At 44.1% G+C, this 22,234-nt stretch carries 24 protein-coding genes and 2 pseudogenes; 18 read left to right on the top strand and 8 right to left on the bottom strand.

Translation table 11 applies throughout. The features are described from left to right. Positions 1 to 386: 386 nt before the first annotated feature. From KJS69_RS06195 to KJS69_RS06110, 17 genes and pseudogenes are all read left to right on the top strand, one after another. Positions 387 to 641, top strand: a pseudogene (locus KJS69_RS06195) (LbetaH domain-containing protein); the annotation flags it as partial. A gap of 49 nt (positions 642 to 690) precedes the next feature. Next, positions 691 to 1,596, top strand: a complete 906-nt coding sequence (locus KJS69_RS06190) for a Vgb family protein (RefSeq protein ID WP_213582648.1) — start codon at positions 691 to 693, stop codon at positions 1,594 to 1,596. Positions 1,597 to 1,844: 248 nt separating this feature from the next. After that, positions 1,845 to 2,189: an ArsR/SmtB family transcription factor gene (locus KJS69_RS06185; protein WP_213582646.1), complete on the top strand. Its 345-nt coding sequence runs from the start codon at positions 1,845 to 1,847 to the stop codon at positions 2,187 to 2,189. A 41-nt stretch (positions 2,190 to 2,230) separates the two neighbouring features. Then, positions 2,231 to 2,755: an SRPBCC domain-containing protein gene (locus tag KJS69_RS06180; RefSeq protein ID WP_213582643.1), complete on the top strand. Its 525-nt coding sequence runs from the start codon at positions 2,231 to 2,233 to the stop codon at positions 2,753 to 2,755. A gap of 215 nt (positions 2,756 to 2,970) precedes the next feature. Continuing rightward, complete coding sequence (locus tag KJS69_RS06175; protein WP_213582638.1) at positions 2,971 to 3,603, top strand: type 1 glutamine amidotransferase family protein; 633 nt, start codon at positions 2,971 to 2,973, stop codon at positions 3,601 to 3,603. Beyond that, positions 3,600 to 3,815, top strand: a pseudogene (locus KJS69_RS06170) (helix-turn-helix transcriptional regulator); the annotation flags it as partial. The gene KJS69_RS06175 and the pseudogene KJS69_RS06170, both read left to right, overlap by 4 nt. Positions 3,816 to 3,906: 91 nt before the next feature. Further along, on the top strand, positions 3,907 to 4,782 hold the full coding sequence (locus tag KJS69_RS06165) for an alpha/beta fold hydrolase (RefSeq protein ID WP_213582634.1): 876 nt from the start codon (positions 3,907 to 3,909) through the stop codon (positions 4,780 to 4,782). Between the two features lie 319 nt (positions 4,783 to 5,101). Then, positions 5,102 to 5,653: an RNA polymerase sigma factor gene (locus tag KJS69_RS06160; protein ID WP_213582632.1), complete on the top strand. Its 552-nt coding sequence runs from the start codon at positions 5,102 to 5,104 to the stop codon at positions 5,651 to 5,653. Further along, positions 5,650 to 6,528, top strand: coding sequence for a hypothetical protein (locus KJS69_RS06155; RefSeq protein WP_213582630.1), 879 nt, complete (start codon positions 5,650 to 5,652; stop codon positions 6,526 to 6,528). The genes KJS69_RS06160 and KJS69_RS06155 overlap by 4 nt, the downstream gene beginning before the upstream one ends. Before the next feature lie 355 nt (positions 6,529 to 6,883). Then, the gene (locus KJS69_RS06150) at positions 6,884 to 7,249 is read left to right on the top strand and encodes a DUF2089 domain-containing protein (protein WP_213582628.1); all 366 of its coding nucleotides are present in this window, start codon (positions 6,884 to 6,886) and stop codon (positions 7,247 to 7,249) included. Positions 7,250 to 7,262: 13 nt separating this feature from the next. Beyond that, positions 7,263 to 7,694, top strand: coding sequence for a hypothetical protein (locus KJS69_RS06145; RefSeq protein ID WP_213582626.1), 432 nt, complete (start codon positions 7,263 to 7,265; stop codon positions 7,692 to 7,694). Between the two features lie 6 nt (positions 7,695 to 7,700). Next, positions 7,701 to 8,045 carry a hypothetical protein gene (locus KJS69_RS06140; RefSeq protein WP_213582624.1) on the top strand — a complete coding sequence of 115 codons (345 nt, stop codon included), beginning with the start codon at positions 7,701 to 7,703 and terminating at the stop codon, positions 8,043 to 8,045. A gap of 500 nt (positions 8,046 to 8,545) precedes the next feature. After that, the gene (locus KJS69_RS06135; protein ID WP_213582622.1) at positions 8,546 to 9,013 is read left to right on the top strand and encodes an SRPBCC domain-containing protein; all 468 of its coding nucleotides are present in this window, start codon (positions 8,546 to 8,548) and stop codon (positions 9,011 to 9,013) included. An 880-nt stretch (positions 9,014 to 9,893) separates the two neighbouring features. Continuing rightward, positions 9,894 to 10,145: an AbrB/MazE/SpoVT family DNA-binding domain-containing protein gene (locus KJS69_RS06125; RefSeq protein ID WP_213582612.1), complete on the top strand. Its 252-nt coding sequence runs from the start codon at positions 9,894 to 9,896 to the stop codon at positions 10,143 to 10,145. Further along, on the top strand, positions 10,139 to 10,579 hold the full coding sequence (locus KJS69_RS06120) for a type II toxin-antitoxin system VapC family toxin (RefSeq protein ID WP_213582610.1): 441 nt from the start codon (positions 10,139 to 10,141) through the stop codon (positions 10,577 to 10,579). The genes KJS69_RS06125 and KJS69_RS06120 overlap by 7 nt, the downstream gene beginning before the upstream one ends. A 444-nt stretch (positions 10,580 to 11,023) precedes the next feature. Next, a complete protein-coding gene (locus KJS69_RS06115) occupies positions 11,024 to 11,419 on the top strand; it encodes a BlaI/MecI/CopY family transcriptional regulator (RefSeq protein ID WP_213582608.1) in 396 nt (131 codons plus the stop codon). Next, on the top strand, positions 11,412 to 13,004 hold the full coding sequence (locus KJS69_RS06110; protein WP_213582606.1) for a M56 family metallopeptidase: 1,593 nt from the start codon (positions 11,412 to 11,414) through the stop codon (positions 13,002 to 13,004). Before KJS69_RS06115 ends, KJS69_RS06110 begins: the two co-directional genes overlap by 8 nt. A 241-nt stretch (positions 13,005 to 13,245) precedes the next feature. Here the strand turns inward: KJS69_RS06110 and KJS69_RS06105 are convergent, their stop codons facing one another. The 3 genes from KJS69_RS06105 to erm form a co-directional block, all read right to left on the bottom strand. Continuing rightward, positions 13,246 to 13,545, bottom strand: a complete 300-nt coding sequence (locus KJS69_RS06105) for an MGMT family protein (protein ID WP_213582604.1) — start codon at positions 13,543 to 13,545, stop codon at positions 13,246 to 13,248. Between the two features lie 44 nt (positions 13,546 to 13,589). Then, on the bottom strand, positions 13,590 to 14,003 hold the full coding sequence (locus tag KJS69_RS06100) for a DUF6157 family protein (RefSeq protein ID WP_213582602.1): 414 nt from the start codon (positions 14,001 to 14,003) through the stop codon (positions 13,590 to 13,592). 192 nt (positions 14,004 to 14,195) lie between these two features. Next, entirely contained in the window at positions 14,196 to 15,107 is a 912-nt protein-coding gene (gene erm / locus KJS69_RS06095; protein WP_306434394.1) for a 23S ribosomal RNA methyltransferase Erm, read from the bottom strand. A gap of 348 nt (positions 15,108 to 15,455) precedes the next feature. Between erm and KJS69_RS06090 the strand changes: the two genes are divergently transcribed. After that, positions 15,456 to 15,869, top strand: coding sequence for a VOC family protein (locus KJS69_RS06090; protein ID WP_213582599.1), 414 nt, complete (start codon positions 15,456 to 15,458; stop codon positions 15,867 to 15,869). Positions 15,870 to 16,076: 207 nt separating this feature from the next. On the opposite strand, the gene KJS69_RS06085 is transcribed toward KJS69_RS06090, so the two are convergent. The 5 genes from KJS69_RS06085 to KJS69_RS06065 all read right to left on the bottom strand — a co-directional run bounded on the left by KJS69_RS06085 (position 16,077) and on the right by KJS69_RS06065 (position 22,230). Continuing rightward, positions 16,077 to 16,478: a GNAT family N-acetyltransferase gene (locus KJS69_RS06085; protein WP_213582592.1), complete on the bottom strand. Its 402-nt coding sequence runs from the start codon at positions 16,476 to 16,478 to the stop codon at positions 16,077 to 16,079. A gap of 64 nt (positions 16,479 to 16,542) precedes the next feature. Next, a complete protein-coding gene (locus tag KJS69_RS06080; RefSeq protein WP_213582589.1) occupies positions 16,543 to 17,100 on the bottom strand; it encodes a non-canonical purine NTP pyrophosphatase in 558 nt (185 codons plus the stop codon). 47 nt (positions 17,101 to 17,147) lie between these two features. Beyond that, on the bottom strand, positions 17,148 to 19,172 hold the full coding sequence (locus KJS69_RS06075) for an ABC transporter ATP-binding protein (protein ID WP_213582588.1): 2,025 nt from the start codon (positions 19,170 to 19,172) through the stop codon (positions 17,148 to 17,150). Further along, entirely contained in the window at positions 19,169 to 20,920 is a 1,752-nt protein-coding gene (locus KJS69_RS06070) for an ABC transporter ATP-binding protein (protein WP_213582586.1), read from the bottom strand. The genes KJS69_RS06075 and KJS69_RS06070 overlap by 4 nt, the downstream gene beginning before the upstream one ends. 131 nt (positions 20,921 to 21,051) lie before the next feature. Then, positions 21,052 to 22,230 (bottom strand): MFS transporter, encoded by a 1,179-nt coding sequence (locus tag KJS69_RS06065; RefSeq protein WP_249730411.1) that lies wholly within the window; start codon positions 22,228 to 22,230, stop codon positions 21,052 to 21,054. Positions 22,231 to 22,234 lie beyond the last annotated feature (4 nt).

Raw genomic sequence — 22,234 nt, 5'->3', positions numbered from 1 at the left:
ATACGGTTGACTCCATGTAGGGAGGATGTTATTTTTAACCTATCTATAATGAAAGGGTGACCAAAAGCCAATGATCTACTAATCCTATCCATTGATGAGAAAAATCTATTTATTTAGGTTTTACGGATAGGAAAAGTATGGGCTTTTTTATATATTGGCATGAAGTGCGGCTGCTTTTTTTAAAATTATAAGGATTTATAAGATTCACCCTTATAATCTGCTTATCATTCACCGCGAAACGTCAATCCACCGTTAAAGGACGGCGGCAGCCGTTTACGCTTGTGGCAGTCCGTCTTTTTGTACATATGTAAGCCTCCTATCCGTTGACCGGAAAAGGAGGTTTTTTGTTTTGCTAATCGAGGAACTGGAGATCTATGGATAGATGTTTAATCATCGGCAAATTTTGTTCCATTGCTCCAGAAACCAGATTTATGATGGATGGCGGAAATCACAGAATGGACGGCTCCACCTTCCCATTCAACCTCTTTGGAAACGGTTGGGAACAATTCACTCCATCATTAGAAGAGCTGCCGCTCAAAGGAGATACAATCATAGGCAACGACGTCTGGATAGCAAGACGTGCAACAATCATGCCGGGTGTGCGCATTGGCGATGGGGCCATCATAGGTGCTGAAGCCGTCGAAGCAGAAATATGGATATGCTCAGAAAAATGAAGAGGAGGCAGATAGGATGAGGATCATGATGCACGAATATGCGGTCGCCAATTCAGATGCGGGACCCTATGGAATAACCGTTGGACAAGATGGGGCTCTGTGGTATACGGAACAGAAAGGTAATCGAATCGGAAGAATAACAGGGACAGGTAAAATAGACTCATTTCCAATCCCGACATCGGGTGCAGGGGCGATGTCTATCGTTTCGGATCATAATGGCGACCTGTGGTTTACAGAATATAACGCAAACAAGATCGGACGAATGTCGATGAATGGTCTTTTTACAGAATATGAACTTCCTTCGGAGAACTCATCTCCTTTTGGCATTTCGGAAGGGCCTGACGGCGCAATATGGTTTACTGAAATGAGTAGCGGCAGGATCGGAAGGCTTACCAAATCAGGGGAAATTACAGAGTTTGACTTACCGGTTCAAAAATCATTTCCTTCCTTTATCACTCAGGGGACCGACGGGGCACTATGGTTTACCGAGAACCAGAACAATAAGATCGGACGAATAACTACAAATGGTGAAATAACAGAATATCCAATTCCAACTCCTGACTCGGGACCTGTCGGGATTACAAGCGGACCCGATGGCGCTCTATGGTTTGTTCAGATTAACGGCAATAAAGTTGGAAGAATTACGATATCAGGGGAAATGAACGAATTTGGAATACCGACGCCTGACGCTCGTCCTCATGCCATCATATCCGGGAAGAAAGGGGATCTCTGGTTTACGGAATGGGGGGCCAATCAAATCGGTCGAATTACAACACAAGGAGTTATTACTGAATATGAGATCCCTACCAAGAATGCAGAACCTCATGGCATTGCGGTTTGTCCTGAAGGTCATGTGTGGTTCGCGGAAGAGTGTAATCAGATTGCGTGCTTGATGATCGATACTGAATGTTTTGCTAGATAAAGATAAATAGGCGATGTACAGATTATGAGAAGGCAAGACTCTTTGTTAATCGGTTCATCCGTTAAATGGTTCCAAGGTTGCCTTGAGGATTGGTCTTTACGCTCGGTTCAAGTTCATTACTGAATGAATAGCATGGTTTATTCACAATATTCCTTTACAAGAATATTCCTTATGGAGTATATTTAAATCAGGCAAGATGAAGGGAGGATTGGCCGACACAAAGAACTTGTTTACACGAGGTGAGAGACATGTCGGGGAAGAATCCGGGCATGGATATGGCGGCACTCAGTGCATTGGCCGAGCCGAACCGTATGAATATCGTCGAACTCTTGCGTGGCGGCCCCCTGACCGTCGGGGAAATTGCCAACCAGCTGGGGCTTCGACAACCCCAAGCCTCGAAGCATTTGAAGGTGCTTAGTGACAACGGGATTTTGGAGGCAAAGGCCGAGGCCAACCGCCGGATCTATAAACTCCGGCCCGAACCTTTCCAAGCGCTGGATTCCTGGTTGAAGTCCTTCCGGCACATCATGGAAGAGAGATTCGATAATCTGGAAGATTATTTGCGAGAACTGCAGAACAAGGAAAAGCAATAAAATGGCGTTATTAGCAAGTATCTAAGATGGGAGGGAATGAAATGGCAAACGGAGCAACGAACAAATTGGTTTCGAAGGTGGAAGGCCGGGAGCTTGTACTCGAACGAATTTTTGACGCGCCACGCGAATTGGTGTTCGAAGTTTTCACGAAGGCCGAACATTTAATGCGTTGGTTCGGGACTAAAGGTTGGCCGCTTACGGTTTGCAACATCGATTTTCGTCCGGGGGGCGTATGGCACTACTGTATGAAATGCGATGACGAAAACCAGGAATATTTCGGTCAAGAGTCGTGGGGCAGGTCCGTTTTTATTGAAATCGTAGAACCGGAACGGATCGTGTACACTGACGCGTTCTCCGATGCGGAAGGCAACGTTAACGAAAACATGCCGGAGGCGTGCATTATGTTGGAATTTGTCGAACATGACGGCAAGACGAAATTGATCAGCCGTACGGAATACGCGACGGAAGAAACGCTCAAGTCTGTTCTGGATATGGGAGTCATTCAAGGGATAACCCAAACCTGGGACCAACTGGCCGACTTTTTGGCAGAGCTTCAAAGCAAATGACATATACGGTGCCGCGGCCATTGCCGGTGTCGGCTTCAAGCACGGCACATAGCCAAAGCAAAAAAAGTTGGGATAAAGATAGCCAATAAGTCTTAAAAAAAGAGTTTCTGTCGGAATTAATACAATTTCATCAATTAGGATAACTTCCCTGACGTTAGATGTCAGGGAAGTTATATTATAGTAGGCTATATCAATTGCGATTGGGGTGTTATTGGATGCAAACAAAAAAAGTTTATCTTTATGTATTTAGCACAATGTCAGATTGGGAATATGGGTATTTAATTGCTGAACTAAACTCAGGAAGATATTTCAAAAAAGATTTAGCACCTTTAAAAGTAGTTACAGTAGGAGCCAATAAAGAAATGATTACTACGATGGGAGGACTGAGCGTACAACCGGATATTTCCCTTGATGATTGTACTCTTGAGAGTAAGGACCTTTTAGTCTTACCTGGAGGGAATACCTGGAGAGATGATATTCATCAGCCTATCTTAAAAAAAATTGGTGAAGCTTTAAAGATTGGCACTATTGTTGCTGCAATTTGTGGTGCAACTGAGGCCCTCGCGAATAGTGGATACCTAGATTCTAGAGAGCATACAAGCAATGACTTAGAGTATATGAAAATAGTTTGTCCTAATTATAAAGGAGAAAAATTTTATAAGCTGGGACCTGCAGTATCTTGTGAGAATTTGATTACTGCATCAGGAGTAGCTCCTCTGGAATTTGCGATGGAAGTACTGAAAAAATTAGATGTATTTGCGTCAGATACATTACATTCATGGTATAACCTAAATAAGACTCATAAACCTGAATACTTTTTCCAGTTAATGAATTCAATAAATAAATGATCTGGAAAAATCAACCTATATACTCGGCACTAAAGATTTCAAAGCTCTTCATATATCTATTACTGGATAAGAAACGAGCAACCTCAAAAGAATTAGCGGAACATTTTGAGGTCTCCGTGAGAACGATACTGCGCGATATTGAGACTTTATCGGCGGCAGGTATTCCCATTTATACCTTGCAGGGAAAGGGCGGGGGAATATCGATCCTTGACCATATACCCAGCATATACCATGACACGCTGTTGTCATATTTTGAATGCTAAGATCGTGAGGTGATCAGAAATATAAAAGGAGTGAGAAGGTTTGTTCACACACCGGGAAGTTATTGTCAAAGAAGTCCCGATCCATGTAGTCGAAGCCGATTCCATATCAAAGCCGACAGTGTTTTTTATTCACGGTTGGCCGACCTGTTGGTTGGAATTTGAAGGCGTGATGAATAGGCTTGCCGAAGAGTATCATGTTATCGCTATCGACATCCCCGGTATCGGGAATTCAGTAATTCCTTTGCAGTCATACAGCAAGCGCAATATAGCCGAGTATGTTCGAGGGATTATGGATCACATGAATTTGTACGATGTCACTATAGTAGGGTGTGATGCCGGAGGCCAGGTGATGTATGCTTTCTTGAAAAGCTTTTCTGACAGGCTTTCGCGCGCGGTGATTATGAATGTCGCCATCCCCGGTGTTGATCCGTGGAACGAGGTGAAAAGTAATCCTTGCATCTGGCATTTTCCATTTCATAACGTACCTGAATTGCCAGAGATACTGATTTCAGGCAGAGAACTTCCTTATTTCTCCTTTTTCTATGATGCGTTAGCCGGAAAAGGCAAGAGAATGAGCGATGCCCGCAGGAAATCATATGTCGAAGCCTATTCCCGTTTAGACGCATTGAAAGCAGGGTTTGATTTATACAGAAGTTTCCTTGAGGATGAAAAGGATAATGCCGCGTCAAAAAATGTTATGGTGTCAACGCCGGTTCTTTACTTGCGAGGATCGGATGAATACACAAATATTGAAAAATACCTTGCCGAATTTAGAGAAAACGGCCTGCAAAATATTAATGCCAAGATAATCGAAAATTGCGGACATTTTTCAGCGGAAGAACAGCCTGAACAAATTGCAATGGCAATAAGGGAATTTGTTCATAATACTTTGTTACGCTCTAACGGGACACGCTAGTTGAACTAACAGGCTGCAATTAGTACAATTATTACTCATAAAAAGAACTCTCCAGAAGCGGAGGGTTCTTTCATTTTTATCCCCATGCATTTAGGGGATATGTCATTACGCAGGAATTACAAGGCTTTAGTAAAATACAATATTTTCCATCTACTTTGTCCCTGGTGGCAGCTACGCTTAGAGCATTTTTGCCTGATGGAAGTGATTGAACAGCCAGAACTCGAATTCCCTATGGAAAATAAAATAAAAGGATCGATGTCACAAATATCGCAGATGACACGTTATACATAATGAATATAGATTGAAAGGAGGGGCAAAGTTGCTGGAACAGGAAACAATTCATGCCTTTGTTAGCGGAGATGAGAAGGCACTTGAAGAAGTAATTAATGTTTACAGTAGGCCGCTTCTACGATATTGTATTTCAATTGTATGTGATTCGGAAGATGCAAAGGATGTTTTACAAGAAACTTTTATCAAAGCATACGAAAAAAGAAGGCATTTTTGCTTAGGCACGTCTATGAATTCCTGGCTGTATCGCATTGCTTATACAACGGCCATCGATGTGGTGAGAAAGCGGAAACGCAGAATTAAACTATTCAAAGCACAAAGTGAAAAAATAAACAATACTAGAGGAAATTATATATCCGAACCTCTCTATAGTATTTTATTGTCTTTATCAGTGGCCGACAGGGCGCTGCTTTACGGCAGAGTATTGGATGAGAGGCCATACGAAGAACTATCACAGATCCTAAACACTTCTGAAGCGGCATTAAGGAAACGATTTGAGCGACTGCGCAACAGACTGGCTAAGAAGGCAGAAAAGAAGGGGGAACATAGGATATTTTGTACGAAGGAGGAGTGTGTGGAATGAGGATGGAATTTATTCGTGAACAATTAGAAGAAATTCATCCACCCGAATTGGATATTAAACCAAGTGTGTTACAACAGATTCAGATTCGCAAGCAAAACCATAAACGACGCATAAAGAGGCGGATCCAGATTTCGGCAGCAGCCGCTCTGTTGGTTATAATAATTGGCACTGCCCAATTTAATCAGGTAATGGCTATTGCTGAGAACGTATATAGGAACATTCAAATACCTTTGAAAAATGAAATCTTGGTTATTAATGACGATCTGGAAATGGTACCGATTAAGGTGGGTAATCTCACATGGGTCGGTAAGAAGCCGAAAAGGGTAGGGTCGAAGCTTTATACTGATATCATTGCCGCGGAAGATGAATTAAAGATCAATGTGTTACAAAATACGATGAGTTATGAATCTGTTGCTCGGAGACAGGTGCCTTTCTTATACTTCGAAGAACGAAATATCGCCCAGCTCTTATTGGGAGAATTCTTCATTGGGGATTTGAAAAACTTCAGTGAAACCATACTGGATAATGGTGATAGACAACTTTCTTACAGTACAGATCATGATAGTATCTACAAGTCTCCGGTATCGATGAGTGTTTTGTTTTTCACTGGAAAAGGCGCAAATTATGAGACCGACAACTGGGATATCTATGATTATGATGAAAAATATATAAGCCCGGTGAATGGTATTACAGCATACCTTTTAACAAACACGTTCCAAGTCGAATCCGGCGAGGAAAGGCTATTAATTTATGCAGCAGACAATACCACAGATAAGATTACAGTGTTTGTACATGACAATTTGTTTTACACCATTTCCGGAAACATACCTTCATCCGAGGTGAAAAAAATTATCGATTCTTTTGTAATTGAATAACAGGCATCAGCAGAGTCAATGAATTGAGATGAATAATTAACTGCGTCTCTCGAAGCAATTATTTACCTAAGCACGAATGGCAATAGGTTAATGAATCGATAATGTATGATTGTTATTATAAAGCAGGTCAAAATGAAAAGAGTCTCATCGAGTCGATAGGGATGGACCAGGTTGAAACTGGGCTCCATCCCGATGGATTCGTTGAGGCTTTCTTTTTTTAAATAGAGCATTTTAAAATGTTTAGAATAACACCCGTAAAATAAATAAAGTTAATTACGGGATTAAAATAATTGATTTTATTTATTTACAAATTGAATGTATTGATTTATAATTCAAAAAAAGAAAGGAGTAGAGTATGAAATATCCCATCATCACACAGTGTCCTGTATGCGATCATTCGCTGCACGCCGTCAAGCTGGAATGCGGACATTGCCGGACGACGATTGAAAACACGTTTGAATTATCAAAGCTGGCTCTACTCTCGCCCGAACAGCTCCATTTTGTGATCACCTTTCTTGTGAACAGGGGCAACATAAAGGAAGTGGAGAAAGAGCTCGGCATATCTTACCCGACGGTGCGCGGCAAGCTCAACGATATCATCACGGCCCTCGGATACGATACGCGAAAGAAGCCGGAAATCGATGAGAAGAAGGTCCTATCCATGCTGGAGAAAGGCGAAATCACCGCGGACGAAGCGGTCAAAATGTTGAAGGATGAATAAGGAGGAAGAAACGATGAAAGAAGAAATCAGCAAAGTACTGTCCATGATGCAGGATGGCAAAATTGATTCAGACAAGGCTTCGGAGTTGATTGCTGTGCTGAAGGAGAAGCAAATGGCTCATACATCACAAGCCGTGCAGGTGCTGGGGAAACCCGACTATTCGAGGAAACTGTCATCGGCATCCGGCGGTTATTTAGACAAAACGTTGAAAATACGGGTAACATCCCAAGAAAATGATAATGTCAACATCAATTTGCCGATTAAACTGGTGAAGGCGGTTCTCGGAGCGGGGCACAGTATCGCATCCAATATACCGCAGGCTGCGAAATACGTGAAGGATATCGATATCGACCTGCTGATCGATGCAATCGAGAACGAACTTGACGGCCAAATCATTGACGTTCGCTCCGGTGAAAAGGATACCGTCACCGTAGTGATTGAGTGATGGATCATGATGATTGTGAAGGTTAAGAGCAAGGAGCACGCTTTTACGCTTCCGGTCCCTTATGCCCTATTGCGCATGGGGAGCGGAATCCTGACTTCCAATTTAGTCCAGCGCAAACTGAAGGATTGGCTGAACAAGCACGGCGGACAGGCGGGTGGGCACTCCAGTGGGAAGCATGATTTCGATTCGGACCGCAGCCGGTTCGGGATCGAAATCGTGCTGTCGATTCTCGAAAACCGGAGCACGAAGCAAGCGATCAGACAGTTCATCAAGGAGTTGCATCATTGCAAAGGGACGGTTCTGGTCGATGTCCAGGCTCAGGACGGCACGGAAGTGTTGATTAAATTGTAGGCGAAGCTTTGATGCGTGGACGTTCCATGCGCCATATTTTGCGGAGTCTGGACATCATCTTCACATCACTCCGATGGCAATGATGCTGCTGTTCGTCTACGATTGCCGGACTGTCCGCAAAAAATCGGTGGAAGGTGCAAGCGCGTTTACCTATCCACTTATCTCAGAGGCAGCCTAAGGATAATGTGTTCTCTCAAAAAAGATGCACTTCCTGTAGTCTTTGCTTCGTGCTTGTACATACGAGGACACTTAAGAACATGGAATCCATTCATTTTTTTAAAAACTATAGATTCAATTTTGTTATGACGATAATATAAAAGTATGAAATCTTTAATCTTGGAGTAATGGTCGGCGCATCCTCGATATTATGAGAGTCCATGAATCTGTAGAATATGTGGATATACTATCATCCAAGAGAGAAGGCTAGTCATCTAGAGGCATAACCTCATTTAGCTAAGAACCAGATCGCCAGAAGGCGATAACGAATGGGAGGGAACAGAATGGATTATAGTGCTCGAGCGACACTCCGGATAGCGAAACCAATTTCTGAAGTCTTTGAAGCCGTCGTAAATCCTGTTAAACTTTGTCAATATTTTACGGATTATGCAAGCGGTCGACTAGAACCTAACAGAATCGTCCAGTGGCGTTTTGATGAATATGAATCGACACCAAAAGTTCAGGTAGTTGAAGTTATCCCCGAAGAGAAGATCGTTTTTTTGTGGCCAGGGAGCGGAGTAGAAGGCATAGTAACCATGCGATTTGAAGCGGAGAATGATTCCACTAAGCTTTCCATTGTAGAAGAAGGGCTCGGAGAGGGAATGGATGGTTTTGAGCGATCCCGTGGACAAACGTTCGGTTGGACCTTTATGCTATGTTGTCTAAAAGCATATATGGAATATGGTATAAATCTCCGTAAAAGCGGTATGGGTGATATTAGGGAGGTCGATCAAGGACCTTACCGCCAGTAAACTCTTTTTATCCTAGATGACTCAAACAAGGATGATCTTGATGCCGCGATTCCAACACCACAGTTTCCCGAGGCTTCAAAGTTCGGCCGCTCGATGTTAGTGACTTGGAGCAAAAGGTAAACATCATGGGCTGTTCAGCTGGACTGACAGCACCTGCCATGGATATATACCATCGCCTAATGAGCAGCCCGACGTATAATCAGGAACAACTAATGGATTACGAAAGTGGGCGATGGAACCGATCCGTCGCTTGTTTATGTTGTGCGTGCTTAATTCACCAACAACATTCGGGCAGCGTCAAACGCATCAGGCTGAGCCTGTAAACATTGACTCCGAATTTATTATTGAGTCCGATAATGTATATTATGTAAACTAAAATTTGAAATTTCATTAATAATTGATTCTCTTTCAATTCAGCAGAGAGACTTCCACTCATTTTTTCATTAAATTTTTGGCAATACATAATCCGAGTCCTGTTCCTTTCCCCTTTCTTGCTTGATCCACCTTATAAAAGCGATCAAAAGCGATGTCAATATGCTTATTTGGGGCATAGTTTATTTAGGTCACTGACGGCTAAATTAGAGAGAAACTGAGCTGATCTGGATCTTCTCGGTTTACACTGTCTGTCAGCCATTCCAATAGCTGATCCCAAACTTTCATAAGCCATAAGCCCAATCCACTTCTTTATCGGTTGCTGCTAACAGATTCTGCAAAGCTTCAAATTGCACATCCTTATCTTCCGATTCTCCTTCAAAAACAGTTATTGGATGGATGATGACGCTCAATTTTTGCGCTATGATAAAACCCATTCTGATTAGACGAACAAAAAAATTGTATGATATAATTTCTATATATAAGATATATCAAGGAGATGATCTACGTGGGTCATGTTGTTAAATCAGAAAGTGAAATAAGAACAAGATATCAGATTACAATACCCGAGGAAATAAGAACGAGAGCAAAACTTAATATTGGCGATTCATTACTGTGGCAGTACGATGAAATTCGCCAAGAAATCATTGTCATGCCAAAACCGAAATCTTTCTCTGAAAAACTATGGGGACTTGGCAAAGACATCTGGGAACAGGAATCAGCAGAAGATTACATTCGCAAGGAGCGTTCTGAATGGTAATATCGAACCTTCTACACGGTAGTAAGAAGATTGGGTTAGACACGAACCTATTCATTTATGTTTTTGAACAGCATCCCGAATTTGGAGAGAAAGCTAAATCGATTTTAGAACAGATAGAAGATGGACTTGTTACCGCGGTGGCTTCTTCCGTCTCTCTGACTGAAATCCTGGTTAAACCAATACGTGAAGGAAACCTGACTCTGGAGAAGCAATACAAATTGCTTTTCTCCCACTTCCCCAACCTTACGATCTTACCAATCGATAACATGGTCGCCGAACGAGCGGCCTATCTCCGAGGAAAGTACAATATCAGAACGCCGGATGCATTGATCTTAGCTACGGCGCTTGCAGCCAATGCCGATTTTTTTATAACGAACGATCAACGACTCGAAAATGTCAAAGAAATAAAATGCGTGTCATTGGACCAACTTTAATTCAAGCACTCCTTCCTCATAGCACCCCAAGTGTTATACACCAACCTCATTGTATGGGGTAGTATCAGCGAAGCTAACACCACCCCAAAGTTCGCTTCTTCTCCCGTAAGGGGCGATATCTTCATCCCCAGCCCCCTCCCTTCCAATTTAGCAACCTACTTTCGGGTAAGAAATCTTATCCCGAAGTGGATTTCAAATCGCGCTATTTTTAACACATTTTCCATAGACGTTGAATTCTTTGTCTGAGGAGAAGTTCATCATTTTACATATATTCACATCCATTTTACGTGTAGTTTCAGCTTCCGCTCAATTTTAATGACATTTCATCTACATTTGTAGACGAAATATTAATCGCATGCTATACTGAAAGCATTACAACACGCTAGATGATCAACGACACCTTAGGTTATTAAGTTCCACTACACTGAATGGAGGGATTCCCCAATGAAACCATCGTTTGAACGTCTGCCGGATGCCGAGTATGACGTTATGCAAATCATCTGGCAATCGGAACAACCGCTTAAGACATCCGTGATCTTGTCCAGACTCCACGAGGAGCAAGGAAAGGATTGGAACATTTCCACCTTGCAATCCCTGTTGACGCGCTTGCAGCAGCGAGGCTACATCGACTTCAAAAATGAAGGCAGACTGAAGCTCTATTATCCTTTAATTGACCAGCAATCATATACCGAGCAGGAAACGCAAAGCTTCTTCAGCCGCTTCCACCGTAACTCGTACAAAAGCTTGTTTGCGGCACTGACAGGCGGGCGGAAAATTAGTCGTGAGTCATTGGACGAATTGTCGGAAATCGTCCGAAATGCAGGTAAAGAAGATGATTAACACTTGGTTTGCAATCATTATTGAGACTTCTGCCTTCGCAGTCATTACCATCCTGTTGGTTGCAGGGATCGGCAGATGGACCGGCCATCGATATCGTCTGCAATGGCGCTACTGGATATGGCTTGTCTTGGGTCTGCGCCTGGCGCTTCCATTCTGGCAAGTGCCGCAATCCGTCCCTGTATTAACGCTTCCTAACATCGTAGTGGATCAGCTTACCTCCAACTCCGGGCCGTCTATAGTGAATGCGCCTTCATCCGAAGAAACGTCAACTGAAGCCAGTCCGATTGATGAATCGTGGTCCGCTGCAAATACGGATACCTCCACTTCCGGCTATATTCCGGATATTCTGACTTTGCTGTCCTGGATATGGCTGCTTGGTGCAGCAAGCTATTTATGCTGGAGGCTTCTCCAGTATCACCTTGTCTTGCGAAGATTAAAGGCTTGCTCGCAGTCAGTCGGTCCACGCGAGCTAGCACGGTTGTCCTCGCTGAAGTCGGACATGGGCGTAAACCGGCGCATCGGCCTGTATCAATGCCGGCTCGCCAGCAGCCCGATGCTGATCGGCTATATTCGTCCTTCCATCCTGCTGCCGGATACACGCCTGACAGATGAGCAGCTTGAGCTGATCCTGCGGCACGAACTGACGCATGCCAAGAGGAAAGATTTGTGGTTCATGGCGCTTATGACATGGGTCTCCGCCCTCCACTGGTTCAACCCGTTCGTCCATTGGATGATCCGCATGGCCTACGATGATCTGGAAAAAATCTGCGACAGCCACGTGATTAAACATGCTGATGTTCACACTAGACAGCTTTATGCCAACACCATCATCCATTATATGGAAAATAGTGTGAATAAAGGACCTTCTTTATCTACTTCTTTCCTTGGAGGGGATCGTGTCATGAAAGAGCGATTTAAGTTAATTTTTCAAAATCAGCCCCAAAAATCGGCAGCCTGGATTTCCTCTCTCCTATTGATCATAATCCTGGCCGGAGGCACCTTGGTATCTTGCCAAAGCCAGTCGGCTCAAAGTAAAGGTAAAAACAGCTTTGCCGGGCTTTATGCTTTATTCGGTTCCTCGGAACAAGAGGTGTTCGCTGCCTTGTCGCTTGATGCGGATAACGATGCCGAGAAAACGGATTTAAACCCCGACAGTGCGGAATATCTGTTGAAGCAGCCTGTTCAAGTACATGGCCATTCGAGCCAACTGCAGCTTGGCTTCTACAATGATTTGTTGATGTATTTACAATACCGGTTTGACAACCATCAGGATGCCTTTGCCGTCAGTAAAGCGCTTAGAGATGAACTGGCCAAACTGCACGGTCAACCCGACACAATGGACGGCCATCCCAACCGGCTGGATACATTGACGGCCTTGCCGACCGATCAAGCCCTTCCTTCGCCCGACTATTTGGAGGAATGGCACATCGAAGTCGATCCTGAGGTTTTGACCACTTTAATAGGAGATACAGATTATAGTGCTCTTGACGTCGTCGTGCGGCTATCCTTGCTGGACGAATCTCATGCTTCCGTGACTGTTCGCTACTCGGCAAATCTCAATAGTTTGCAGACGCCTCGCCCTTGAACCTCAACCTTGAACGAAAAGCCCCTAAACAAAGTAACCAGGATCGCGGGGAAAGCCGCGATCCTGGTTACTTTGCCAATATCCAAATACTAACGCTTGAGCGACTTCTTGCCCAAGGCTACGGCGAGAATAATAACCAGTCCTCCGACCATAACCCACAGCAACGCCAACTTCCAGCGGGCATACCGGTATCTACAATGCTTTTCACATAAATCAATATCTCTTGCTCTGTCACCGGTACTTACGCACCATACTGTTGCAGATCGACATAGCCATCATTCGTCACGACCACTCCTTCATCCTGAAGCAGCATAATTTGTAACCTATACCCTTCCTCATCCTTGATGCTGATTTTGCCCTGGGCACTGACTACACGATGCCAACAAAGCTTATACTTTCTACTCATGGAATGCAGAATTCTTACGACTTGCCGAGCTCCCCTGGGACTGCCGGCTAGCGCTGCAATCTGGCCATAAGTCATCACTTTCCCCTCAGGAATACTTTGGATAATTTCAACGGCATTTTTCGTAAAAGCGTTCATATACTACTCTTCCTTCTCGTCGACTATGACATATTATTTTATTTTCACTTAGTGCGACTGGAGCGCATGGCTTTGAAATGCTTTATACTTTTATCGTTCACTAATTTTTTATATTCTTCAGATTCGCAAGCATACAGCGCTACTTTGCCCTGTGCATCATTATGAATCCCCCAGCCATAGCGTTTGCCCAAGGACGATGTACGAAGACAAGGCTGCCCTTTGGAAAAAAACTTCTCGCGTGCGGCTTGCTTTTGCTCTGCCGGAATATTGTTGCGCTGAGCAAACACTTCAAATAATACATCCTCTTGCGTGTATTTGTAGGGATGATTCGCAATGAGCTCGTACTGCAAAACCGGGATCGTCTTAGAGTCTCCTTTTGTTTTTGGAACTTCTGCTGCTGTAACAGGGCAATCTTCGGCAGTTTCAATGAAAGTGTCATAATAATTCATGTTTTTCATAGGGTGGCCCTCCAAATTGTTCTGCTGAATATTCCATACGAACCTCTTCTTTTTCTAAAGGAGGATTCACGGACTCTTTTACATTATTAGCAGCATAGCTGCCGGAACTACAAGGGACCATAGTTATTTAACTCGATTTTGACATAGAAGCGCTCTGTTTTTCAAGGCTTGCTCGATCTGAATGGCAAGACTTTAAAATCGTCTGTTCTTCTTCGCTTTTCTACTGCATAATTTTGGCCAGCGGAAGGGTTGAACGTGCTGAAGCATCGCAAGGTAAAGCTCTCCCCACTGTCGCTCATTCAGAGAACAGATAGGCTGATTTCGCTCTACCCTCAGCATTTTCACCAGTTTTGTTATTTGTGGAGGTGTAAAAACGTCAGCCAAGGCTTCGAAAAAGGGCAGATGCGGATGACGAAGTCCATGTGACGCCAGAGCCATAAACCTTCCATGATGGTGAGGAGGAAGCTCCGGGCTCTTCTTTCTACAGACAGTTAATACAGCTGAATCCACATTGGGCGGCGGCGAAAAATGGTTCGGCGATACCGTCCGAACGAGTCGAATATCGAACCACATTCTCCATTTCAATATGCGTGGATCGGTAATCCGAGCAGCGGTAAAACGTTTGGCCGCTCCTTTTTCAATGAGCAGCGCAGCTCTCTGCAATAATACGCTTGTTGGATGGTCAAGCAATTTGGTTAAGATCGGAGTGGTAATCGAATATGGAATATTCGCCACTACACAAAACGGCCCTTTCGGAAGATGGATCTTCAGAAAATCGATCTGTTTAATTCTTATATTGTTTTCTTCACACGTCTTATTTGAAAGGATCTGGACATAAGCCGGATCGTTCTCGATGGCTAATACATGGGCTGCTTTCTTTGCCAAGGGGATGGTTATGGCTCCCGTTCCCGCACCAATATCCAACACAGTATCCGACGGAGTAATGTTCGCCAGAAGGATCAAATCTTTAATCAAGTGTTTATCGATTAGTAAATGCTGCGCAGAAAAGTTTAGGGCTCTCGACCTTTTATCATTTTTTTGAATATTTTTAGACAACAAAAAAACACCTCTTTCATTCGTTGGTAGTGTGAATGAAAAAGGCACAGCACAAATAAACCCAGACCATTCCGTTTTAAAAAAATGAAAGGAAGGGTATAAATGTTCTGTACCTTATACTACCAAATACGAATGAAAGCGATGCAAAACATGGATGAGGTTCCTCCTCGCGTTCTAGAAAAAATATGTGCCTAACTTAGTTTAGCAAACAGATGACTGACCGTCAATTGGAGTAGCTTCCACCCCATTGATGATTCTCTACCTCTAACCCGAAGAATTAGTGTTTTGATGGAAGTTCGTTTCCGTTTCTTTGATAAAATACATTTGAATGATACAATGAGAAAATCACTAATCAGTGATAAACCATGACTAAACTTAATCTAAGGAGTGAAGCAAATGGCAGTTGATGTTTATATCAATTTTAATGGAAATTGTCGTGAAGCTGTAGAGTTTTATGCACAGGTTTTTGGCACAGAAGAACCTCAAATTATGACCTTTGGAGAGACGCCGCCGAACCCCGAATTCACTCTTCCGGAGGAGGCAAAAGATTTAGTCATGCACACCCGGCTTAACATTAATGGAAGCAACGTTATGTTTTCTGATGTTTTTCCTGGTATGCCTTTTGTCGCAGGAAATAACATAAACCTGGCATTTGTTAGCAAGAACATGGATGAAATTAAAGCGAGATTCAATAAACTAAAAGAAGACGGAACGGTAATCATGGACCTTCAAGAAACCTTCTGGAGCCAATGTTACGGCAGCTTAACAGATAAATTTGGAATTCAATGGCAGTTTAGTCATGAAGTCTGATTGTTTATTTATATAAATTGTTTAGGGAAAAAGCAGAAGCTGCCCAAGCTTGGAACATTACCGTCTTGGGCAGCTTCTTCTATGTATTTCGTAAGTTACTGGCTCCAGGACCTTGATCATTATCCGCCCCAAAAATATCTATTAATACATTAAAATATTCATGACATTAAACAATTCCGAAATGACTTATAATCCATCATAATACGGTTAAGGCAGTGCGTGATATTTCATGCCGGAAGCAAAAACTTTAAAGCCAAATTTCTCGTAATATTTAATCTTATCACTCTCACAAAAAAGCTCTATATGCAGGTTATGACTATGACCTTTGTTGACTAGCTGCTGTACAATTTCACTCCCCACCCCTTGATTCTGATAGTTGGGGTGAACAACTAACCCGCAAAGGTAGGCATTGATGATTCCGTCTGAAACAAGCCTTCCTGTTCCCACCAATTCGTCTTGATGGAAGGCGCTAATCACACACCAGCTTTGGACCATGGCTTGATGAAGGCTTTCCTTACTCAATATTAGGAAATTATTCCATCCAAAGCAATCATATAGTTTATAGATCTGATCTTGATTTGGAATAGCTTCAGTATACAGAATATCCATCTTTATTCTCCTTTTCGCTCTCTCGGACAGTTACAACAGTGGCTGTAATGACTTCCTATTTCTTTCAGTTCTGATTAGATAGAATCCAATCCTTAAAAAGATGAAACGCACTATACTTGACCCAAAAATCGATAAACTCATCGTTTGAGAGCTCTGACAATAAAATATGATTTTCAGGTACGACCAACCTATCCATCAACGATCCCTTCCCTGATGTCTTTTCTCTTGTAATCATACCTTTAATCTGTCTATGAAATAACAAGGGCTTGGAATCCACCGGGCAAAAAGCCAAGCACTCTTTAATAAACACAGTACGGTCTTTTTTACCCTCTAATAGTCTTAGAACGTCTTCAGTCGTTAACCAGCTATTAGCATATTTTACAAATGGACCGGGAAATCCGTTTAAAGCATTAATGTACAGACCTACATCGGTAATCACAACCGAACAACCGAGGTTATCTCTTGCCCACATACTCGAAAAATGGGCTACGTCTGATACCTCCATACTTTGTATTTCAGGTACATCTATCTTACTTTGTTGTAAATGCACATTCGTTCCTTCAAGTACCCTCGTTGCAATTTCAAATTTCGCCGAATTTGAAGTTACATAAAAAAGCTCCAAAAAAACGCGCCCCTTCGGTTTAATTTGTAATTTGTGCCATATTTGACTCAATATAGTCCCGCATAGGCTGTATGGGACTGCTGCTGCAGGCGGTACATTTGCGCATATTCACCGTTCAATTTCATTAACTGTTGATGATTGCCCTGCTCGATGATCTGACCTTGATTAAGTACAATAATTTTATCGGCATTTTGAATCGTTGACAGACGGTGGGCAATAATGAATGTCGTTCGGCCGGACTTCAAGGCTTCCATTCCTTGCTGAATGACCGCTTCGGTTTCCGTATCAATGTTCGCCGTGGCTTCGTCAAGCACTAGAATAGCCGGGTTCACGACAAGCGCCCGGGCAAAGCTGATGAGCTGCCGCTGTCCGCTGGATAGAGTGCTTCCCTTTTCCTGTACTTCTTCATCCAAACCTTGTTCCAATTGGGCAAAAATTTGTTCACTGCCAACGAGGCGCATCGCCTCTTCCATTTGTTCACGCGAGATCCTTGGATCGTCCAACGAAATGTTGGAAGCGATGGTCCCGGTAAATAAATACGGTTCCTGTAATACAATTCCCATATGCTCTCGCAACGCCTGACGCGGAATCGTCTTAATATCTTTACCGTCAATCGTGATTTCACCGTGCTGACAATCATAGAATCGGAAGAGCAGATTCATAATCGAGCTTTTGCCGGAGCCTGTGTGACCTACTAATGCTATCGTTTCTCCAGCTCTGGCCGTGAAGCTCAAATTCTTTAACACATATTCATCCGGCTTATAACCAAAACTGACATGATGAAAGACGACTTCCCCTTGGGGACGATCTATCGATTGATCGACTACTTCCTCACCATCTTTATCCATAAATTCAAATACTCTTTCGCCAGCGACAAGGGCTTGTTCGAGATTGGCCAGCTGGTTTACAATTTGTTTGATCGGTTCAAATAAACGGTTCACATAATCAACAAACGCGTAGAGAACACCTAAAGTCAAAACCTGTCCAATCCCGGCAGTCGTTCCCCCGATATACCAAATCATGCAGACGAAAATAAGCTGCCGCAGCATGTAAGACAAATTATGGGAGGTCAAGGCGTTCAAACGAAGCAATTTATTTTGATAATGGTAATGTTCGTCGTTTAACTGTCGGAATTCCTGCTTATGCTGTTCTTCGCGCCTGAATGCTTGAATAATGCTCATCCCTTGGATGTTCTCATTCAAAGATGCATTGATTTCACTGATCTTGGACCGAATTCGATGATTATAGAAAGAGGCGAATTTGCGATAAAGAACGATCCAGGCTGCCAGAAGCGGCAGCAACCCAAGACAAATAAAAGCCAGTCTGGCATCCAGAAGGAACAGGGCGACATAAATTCCGGTCATATATATTCCGCTTGAGAAAAAATTAGCCAATACGGCAACATATAACTCACGAATCGCTTCTGTATCATTAGTGACGCGCGAAACAACCTTACCGGCAGGTAAATTATCAAAAAACCGAACCGGCAACCGGGACAGATGGTTAAATAGATCGGTCCTCAGCCGTTGAATGATTCGATTCGCCGCTTTTTGCAGATAAAACCGTTGGCCAAATTGGAAGAAGGATGAGATAAGAATAAGCGCAATATAAAAACTTAGCAGACGGGCAATAGGTGCAACTTCAGGTGCATAAAAAGCCATAACCTCGGCAGCAGAGAGCAGAGTGGCTTCGGTTTCATGCCTGACAGAGCCTTGGGTCACCATTAGGCGCCCATCTTCAAATATTCGATTGCCATTAAGGGGAATGGGCTTTTCTGAAAAGATGAAACTTCTTCCCACTTGAGCGATCTGAACCGGGTTTGTTTTATCGGAACCCGCAGGCAAATTCGATTCCCGCGTATACCTCTGTCCTCGAAATGAAACAGCCTGTTCCCCGGCGGCCGTTGGATACCAAGGTTCTTCGATACCGGTCACATGGCGGTCGATAATCGTTTTTGCGATCAATGGCCCTGTTAATTCAGCAGCAACACTTAGTGTAAGCAAAAATAAAGCAACCAAAATCGTTATCTTGCTCGTTAAGGCGTAACGAACCAATCGTGCTCCTACCTTCATACCGGATCTCCTCCTTCCCCCTCCAACGTTTGCCGCTTCACCTGCTGACTATACCAGCCGTTAGTTTCCATCAAATACTCATGAGTTCCTGCCTCCACGACCCGGCCTTCGTCAAGCACGAGAATCAGATCGGCATGTTCAATCGCGGACATGCGGTGTGTCGTGATCAGGGTTGTTTTTCCCTGACGTTCCTCTTGAATATTGCGGACAATAGTCGCCTCGGTTTTGGCATCGACAGCTGAAAGAGAATCGTCAAGAATGAGTACCTCGGGATCGGAGATTAAGGCCCGGGCAATCGAAATCCGCTGCTTCTGCCCGCCCGATAGAGCGACTCCCTTCTCTCCAACTAAAGTATCAAGCCCGTCAGGCATAAAAGTAAGATCTTGGTCAAACGCCGACAGCCGAATCGCTTCCTCGAGCTCTGCATCGGATGCATCGGTTTTGCCAAATAGAATGTTCTCCCGAATGGAGCGCGAGAATAATACATGGTCCTGCGGAACATAACCGATCCACGCGCGAATGTCTCTCTTCCTCTGCTTCTCAATCGGCACCCCTCCGATTTGAACCGCACCCATTCCTGAAGGATAGAAGCGCAGAAGCTGTTTCACGAATGTCGATTTGCCGCTTCCCGTCCTTCCTACAATTCCAATGGTTTCTCCCGACCGGACCAGAGCGGATATGTCGACGAGCTGGTTTCCTTTCGCCTGAGGGTAGCTAAACTTGACTCGGACGAATTCAATCCTGTCGGGGGCCTCAATCTGCTTGGGCTGCTGCGGATCGGCCACATCCTCTGCGACTGCGAGCGTTTCATTAATCCGATCGAGCGAAGCGCTTCCCCGCTGCAATATATTAATCAGCTCGCCGACCGCAAACATCGGCCAAATCATCATTCCAAGGTAAACATTGAAGGTAACCAGAAGTCCTAAAGTTAATTCCTGCTTAAATACAAGATAAGCCCCGTAGCCGATTCCAATAACATAACTGAGCCCGACCAACAGATTAACCGCCGGTTCAAATAAAGCATCGATTTGGGCTACCTTCATATTTTTGTCATACACATCTTCACTCATATGCCGAAACCTGGATTCATCCTGCCGTTCTTTTCTATAGGCGCGAATCACCCTCATTCCGCCAACAGACTCCAATACCCGATCATTTAAGTCTCCGAATGCATCCTGCGCAAGCATGAAGCGGGCATGAATTTTTTTACCGAGTATTGAAATAGCTATCCCCATTACCGGTAACGGCAAAATAGCCGCTAATGTCAGTTTCCAGCTAATCATCATACTCATCGCAGTAAGAATAGTAAGCATATAGACACTAGAGTCGACAAGCGTCAAGATTCCAAAACCGGCTGTTCTCGAGATGGCCTTCAGATCATTCGTCCCTCTCGCCATCAAATCTCCGGTGCGGTTCCGCTCATAGAAAGGCGGATCCATCTTGAATAAATGATGCATAAAGCGAGAACGCAGCTTGCGCTCGACGACAAAGGCCCCGCCAAATAGTTTCGACATCCAGACATAGGTCATGCCGTAAGAAACCAATGTAACAACGATTAACAGCACGATATAGGCAACGGTTCTGCCGGATCTTAAGTCGCCAAGTTGAAAATCATCAATCGCCATCCCAATCAGGCGCGGGGGAACGAGGTCAAGGATTCCCACAATAGTTAGCAGCAGCAAAGCAACCGTATATCGCCGCCATTCTTCTCTGAAAAACCAGGATAGCTGCCCAAGCACCCGAAACATAAATATCCCTTCCTTTATCCTTATCAAAAATCTATCCGTCCGGATGAAGTGTTCGGGGTCTAAATTTCATCCTTTGGAGTTTTTCTTCTATAGCTTTTCTCCTCCAGGTACGCACCCCGTCCTGCTTTCAATTAGCCGGAAATTCCTGCCTCCTGCTTCCGGTCAACCACCAGCACATATCCAATCAGCAGCAGCGAACCGGCGACCAACGTAAGTGGAATAACGAAGATAAGCGGGTTATACCCTTCGATAAAAAGCGGAAACATATACCCGATCAATGACGCCGTTAAAGAAATAAACACGTACAAGCTGGCCCCGAAGCCGGTTCGGCTCATAAACATCCGCTGCACATAGCCCATCGCCACTCCGTACAAGATAGATACAAAGAATGAATAAACCGGCTGAATAAGGAAAAATACCGGAAGCGCCGCGGAAGATGCATAGACGGCGTATGTGATGAAGGCCCCGAAACCGCCGAGCAAAATAATTCGTTTGCTGCCATATTTGGCCGCCCAATACCCGGCGACGGTCATGAACAACAGTTCAAATACGGCTTGAATGCTCCATATGTAGGACATCAGCTCGGGCTTGCCGAATAAATCTTTAACGACTAGGGGCAGATACAGACCGCGAATCGCATCCGCGCAGGCGAGCATTAATAACGCGAACAGCATCAGCAGGGAGAAAGCCTCCCCGTTCCTGGCTTCCGCTTTGACCGTCTCACCCTTATACTCTCTATAAAACAGCAGCAGTCCGAACAGCATGGCGTATCCCGCCGTATTCCCCCATAAAACCCCCCGGAAATCGGCCAGCAAATACAAATTCGCCCCTATGAGCAATCCTGCAAAAAAACCGACACTATGGCCTGCACGCAGCCAAATTTGCGCCATCTCGACAATATCGGAGGCGACCCGTTGAAAATGGTTGCGCGACATCGCAAACAACTGCCCCATAATCAATCCGGATGGAGCAACGGCAATGCACATTCCAATCAATGCTCCGACGTAATTGTCGGCACGCATGTAAACCTGCAAGCCGATCATGCATAAAGCGGCGGCTGTCATCGCCAGCCTCTTCTTGCTTTTTAACTTGTCGCTTATCGTTCCGATCCCCAGGGTCGTCACCATATTTAGCAGAAGCGATATCGAAAATATGGAAACAATCTGCCCCTTGGATAGACCGATGCTCTCGCTGAGATAGATCGAGTTCATCGGCGCCAAAATGCCGAGACCTATCCCATAGCAAAATAAGGTCAGCAGCAGCATGCCTGCACCTTGGATCTGTAAAAAGCGTTTCATATCGGATAACATATTC

This window comes from Paenibacillus sp. J2TS4, assembly GCF_018403245.1.
In the GTDB taxonomy this organism is placed as follows: Bacteria; Bacillota; Bacilli; order Paenibacillales; family NBRC-103111; genus Paenibacillus_L.
The sequence above is the reverse complement of the archived record's forward strand: the minus strand, read 5'-3'. Positions and strand labels throughout refer to the sequence as shown.

Excerpts from the sequence above, each read along its gene's own strand:
- KJS69_RS06190 (WP_213582648.1), top strand. The coding sequence starts at position 691 with ATGAGGATCATGATGCACGAATATGCGGTCGCCAATTCAGATGCGGGA.
- KJS69_RS06185 (WP_213582646.1), top strand. The coding sequence starts at position 1,845 with ATGTCGGGGAAGAATCCGGGCATGGATATGGCGGCACTCAGTGCATTG.
- KJS69_RS06180 (WP_213582643.1), top strand. The coding sequence starts at position 2,231 with ATGGCAAACGGAGCAACGAACAAATTGGTTTCGAAGGTGGAAGGCCGG.
- KJS69_RS06175 (WP_213582638.1), top strand. The coding sequence starts at position 2,971 with ATGCAAACAAAAAAAGTTTATCTTTATGTATTTAGCACAATGTCAGAT.
- KJS69_RS06155 (WP_213582630.1), top strand. The coding sequence starts at position 5,650 with ATGAGGATGGAATTTATTCGTGAACAATTAGAAGAAATTCATCCACCC.
- KJS69_RS06150 (WP_213582628.1), top strand. The coding sequence starts at position 6,884 with ATGAAATATCCCATCATCACACAGTGTCCTGTATGCGATCATTCGCTG.
- KJS69_RS06145 (WP_213582626.1), top strand. The coding sequence starts at position 7,263 with ATGAAAGAAGAAATCAGCAAAGTACTGTCCATGATGCAGGATGGCAAA.
- KJS69_RS06140 (WP_213582624.1), top strand. The coding sequence starts at position 7,701 with ATGATGATTGTGAAGGTTAAGAGCAAGGAGCACGCTTTTACGCTTCCG.
- KJS69_RS06135 (WP_213582622.1), top strand. The coding sequence starts at position 8,546 with ATGGATTATAGTGCTCGAGCGACACTCCGGATAGCGAAACCAATTTCT.
- KJS69_RS06120 (WP_213582610.1), top strand. The coding sequence starts at position 10,139 with ATGGTAATATCGAACCTTCTACACGGTAGTAAGAAGATTGGGTTAGAC.
- KJS69_RS06115 (WP_213582608.1), top strand. The coding sequence starts at position 11,024 with ATGAAACCATCGTTTGAACGTCTGCCGGATGCCGAGTATGACGTTATG.
- KJS69_RS06110 (WP_213582606.1), top strand. The coding sequence starts at position 11,412 with ATGATTAACACTTGGTTTGCAATCATTATTGAGACTTCTGCCTTCGCA.
- KJS69_RS06105 (WP_213582604.1), bottom strand. The coding sequence starts at position 13,545 with ATGAACGCTTTTACGAAAAATGCCGTTGAAATTATCCAAAGTATTCCT.
- KJS69_RS06100 (WP_213582602.1), bottom strand. The coding sequence starts at position 14,003 with ATGAAAAACATGAATTATTATGACACTTTCATTGAAACTGCCGAAGAT.
- KJS69_RS06090 (WP_213582599.1), top strand. The coding sequence starts at position 15,456 with ATGGCAGTTGATGTTTATATCAATTTTAATGGAAATTGTCGTGAAGCT.
- KJS69_RS06085 (WP_213582592.1), bottom strand. The coding sequence starts at position 16,478 with ATGGATATTCTGTATACTGAAGCTATTCCAAATCAAGATCAGATCTAT.
- KJS69_RS06075 (WP_213582588.1), bottom strand. The coding sequence starts at position 19,172 with ATGAAGGTAGGAGCACGATTGGTTCGTTACGCCTTAACGAGCAAGATA.
- KJS69_RS06070 (WP_213582586.1), bottom strand. The coding sequence starts at position 20,920 with ATGTTTCGGGTGCTTGGGCAGCTATCCTGGTTTTTCAGAGAAGAATGG.
- KJS69_RS06065 (WP_249730411.1), bottom strand. The coding sequence starts at position 22,230 with ATGTTATCCGATATGAAACGCTTTTTACAGATCCAAGGTGCAGGCATG.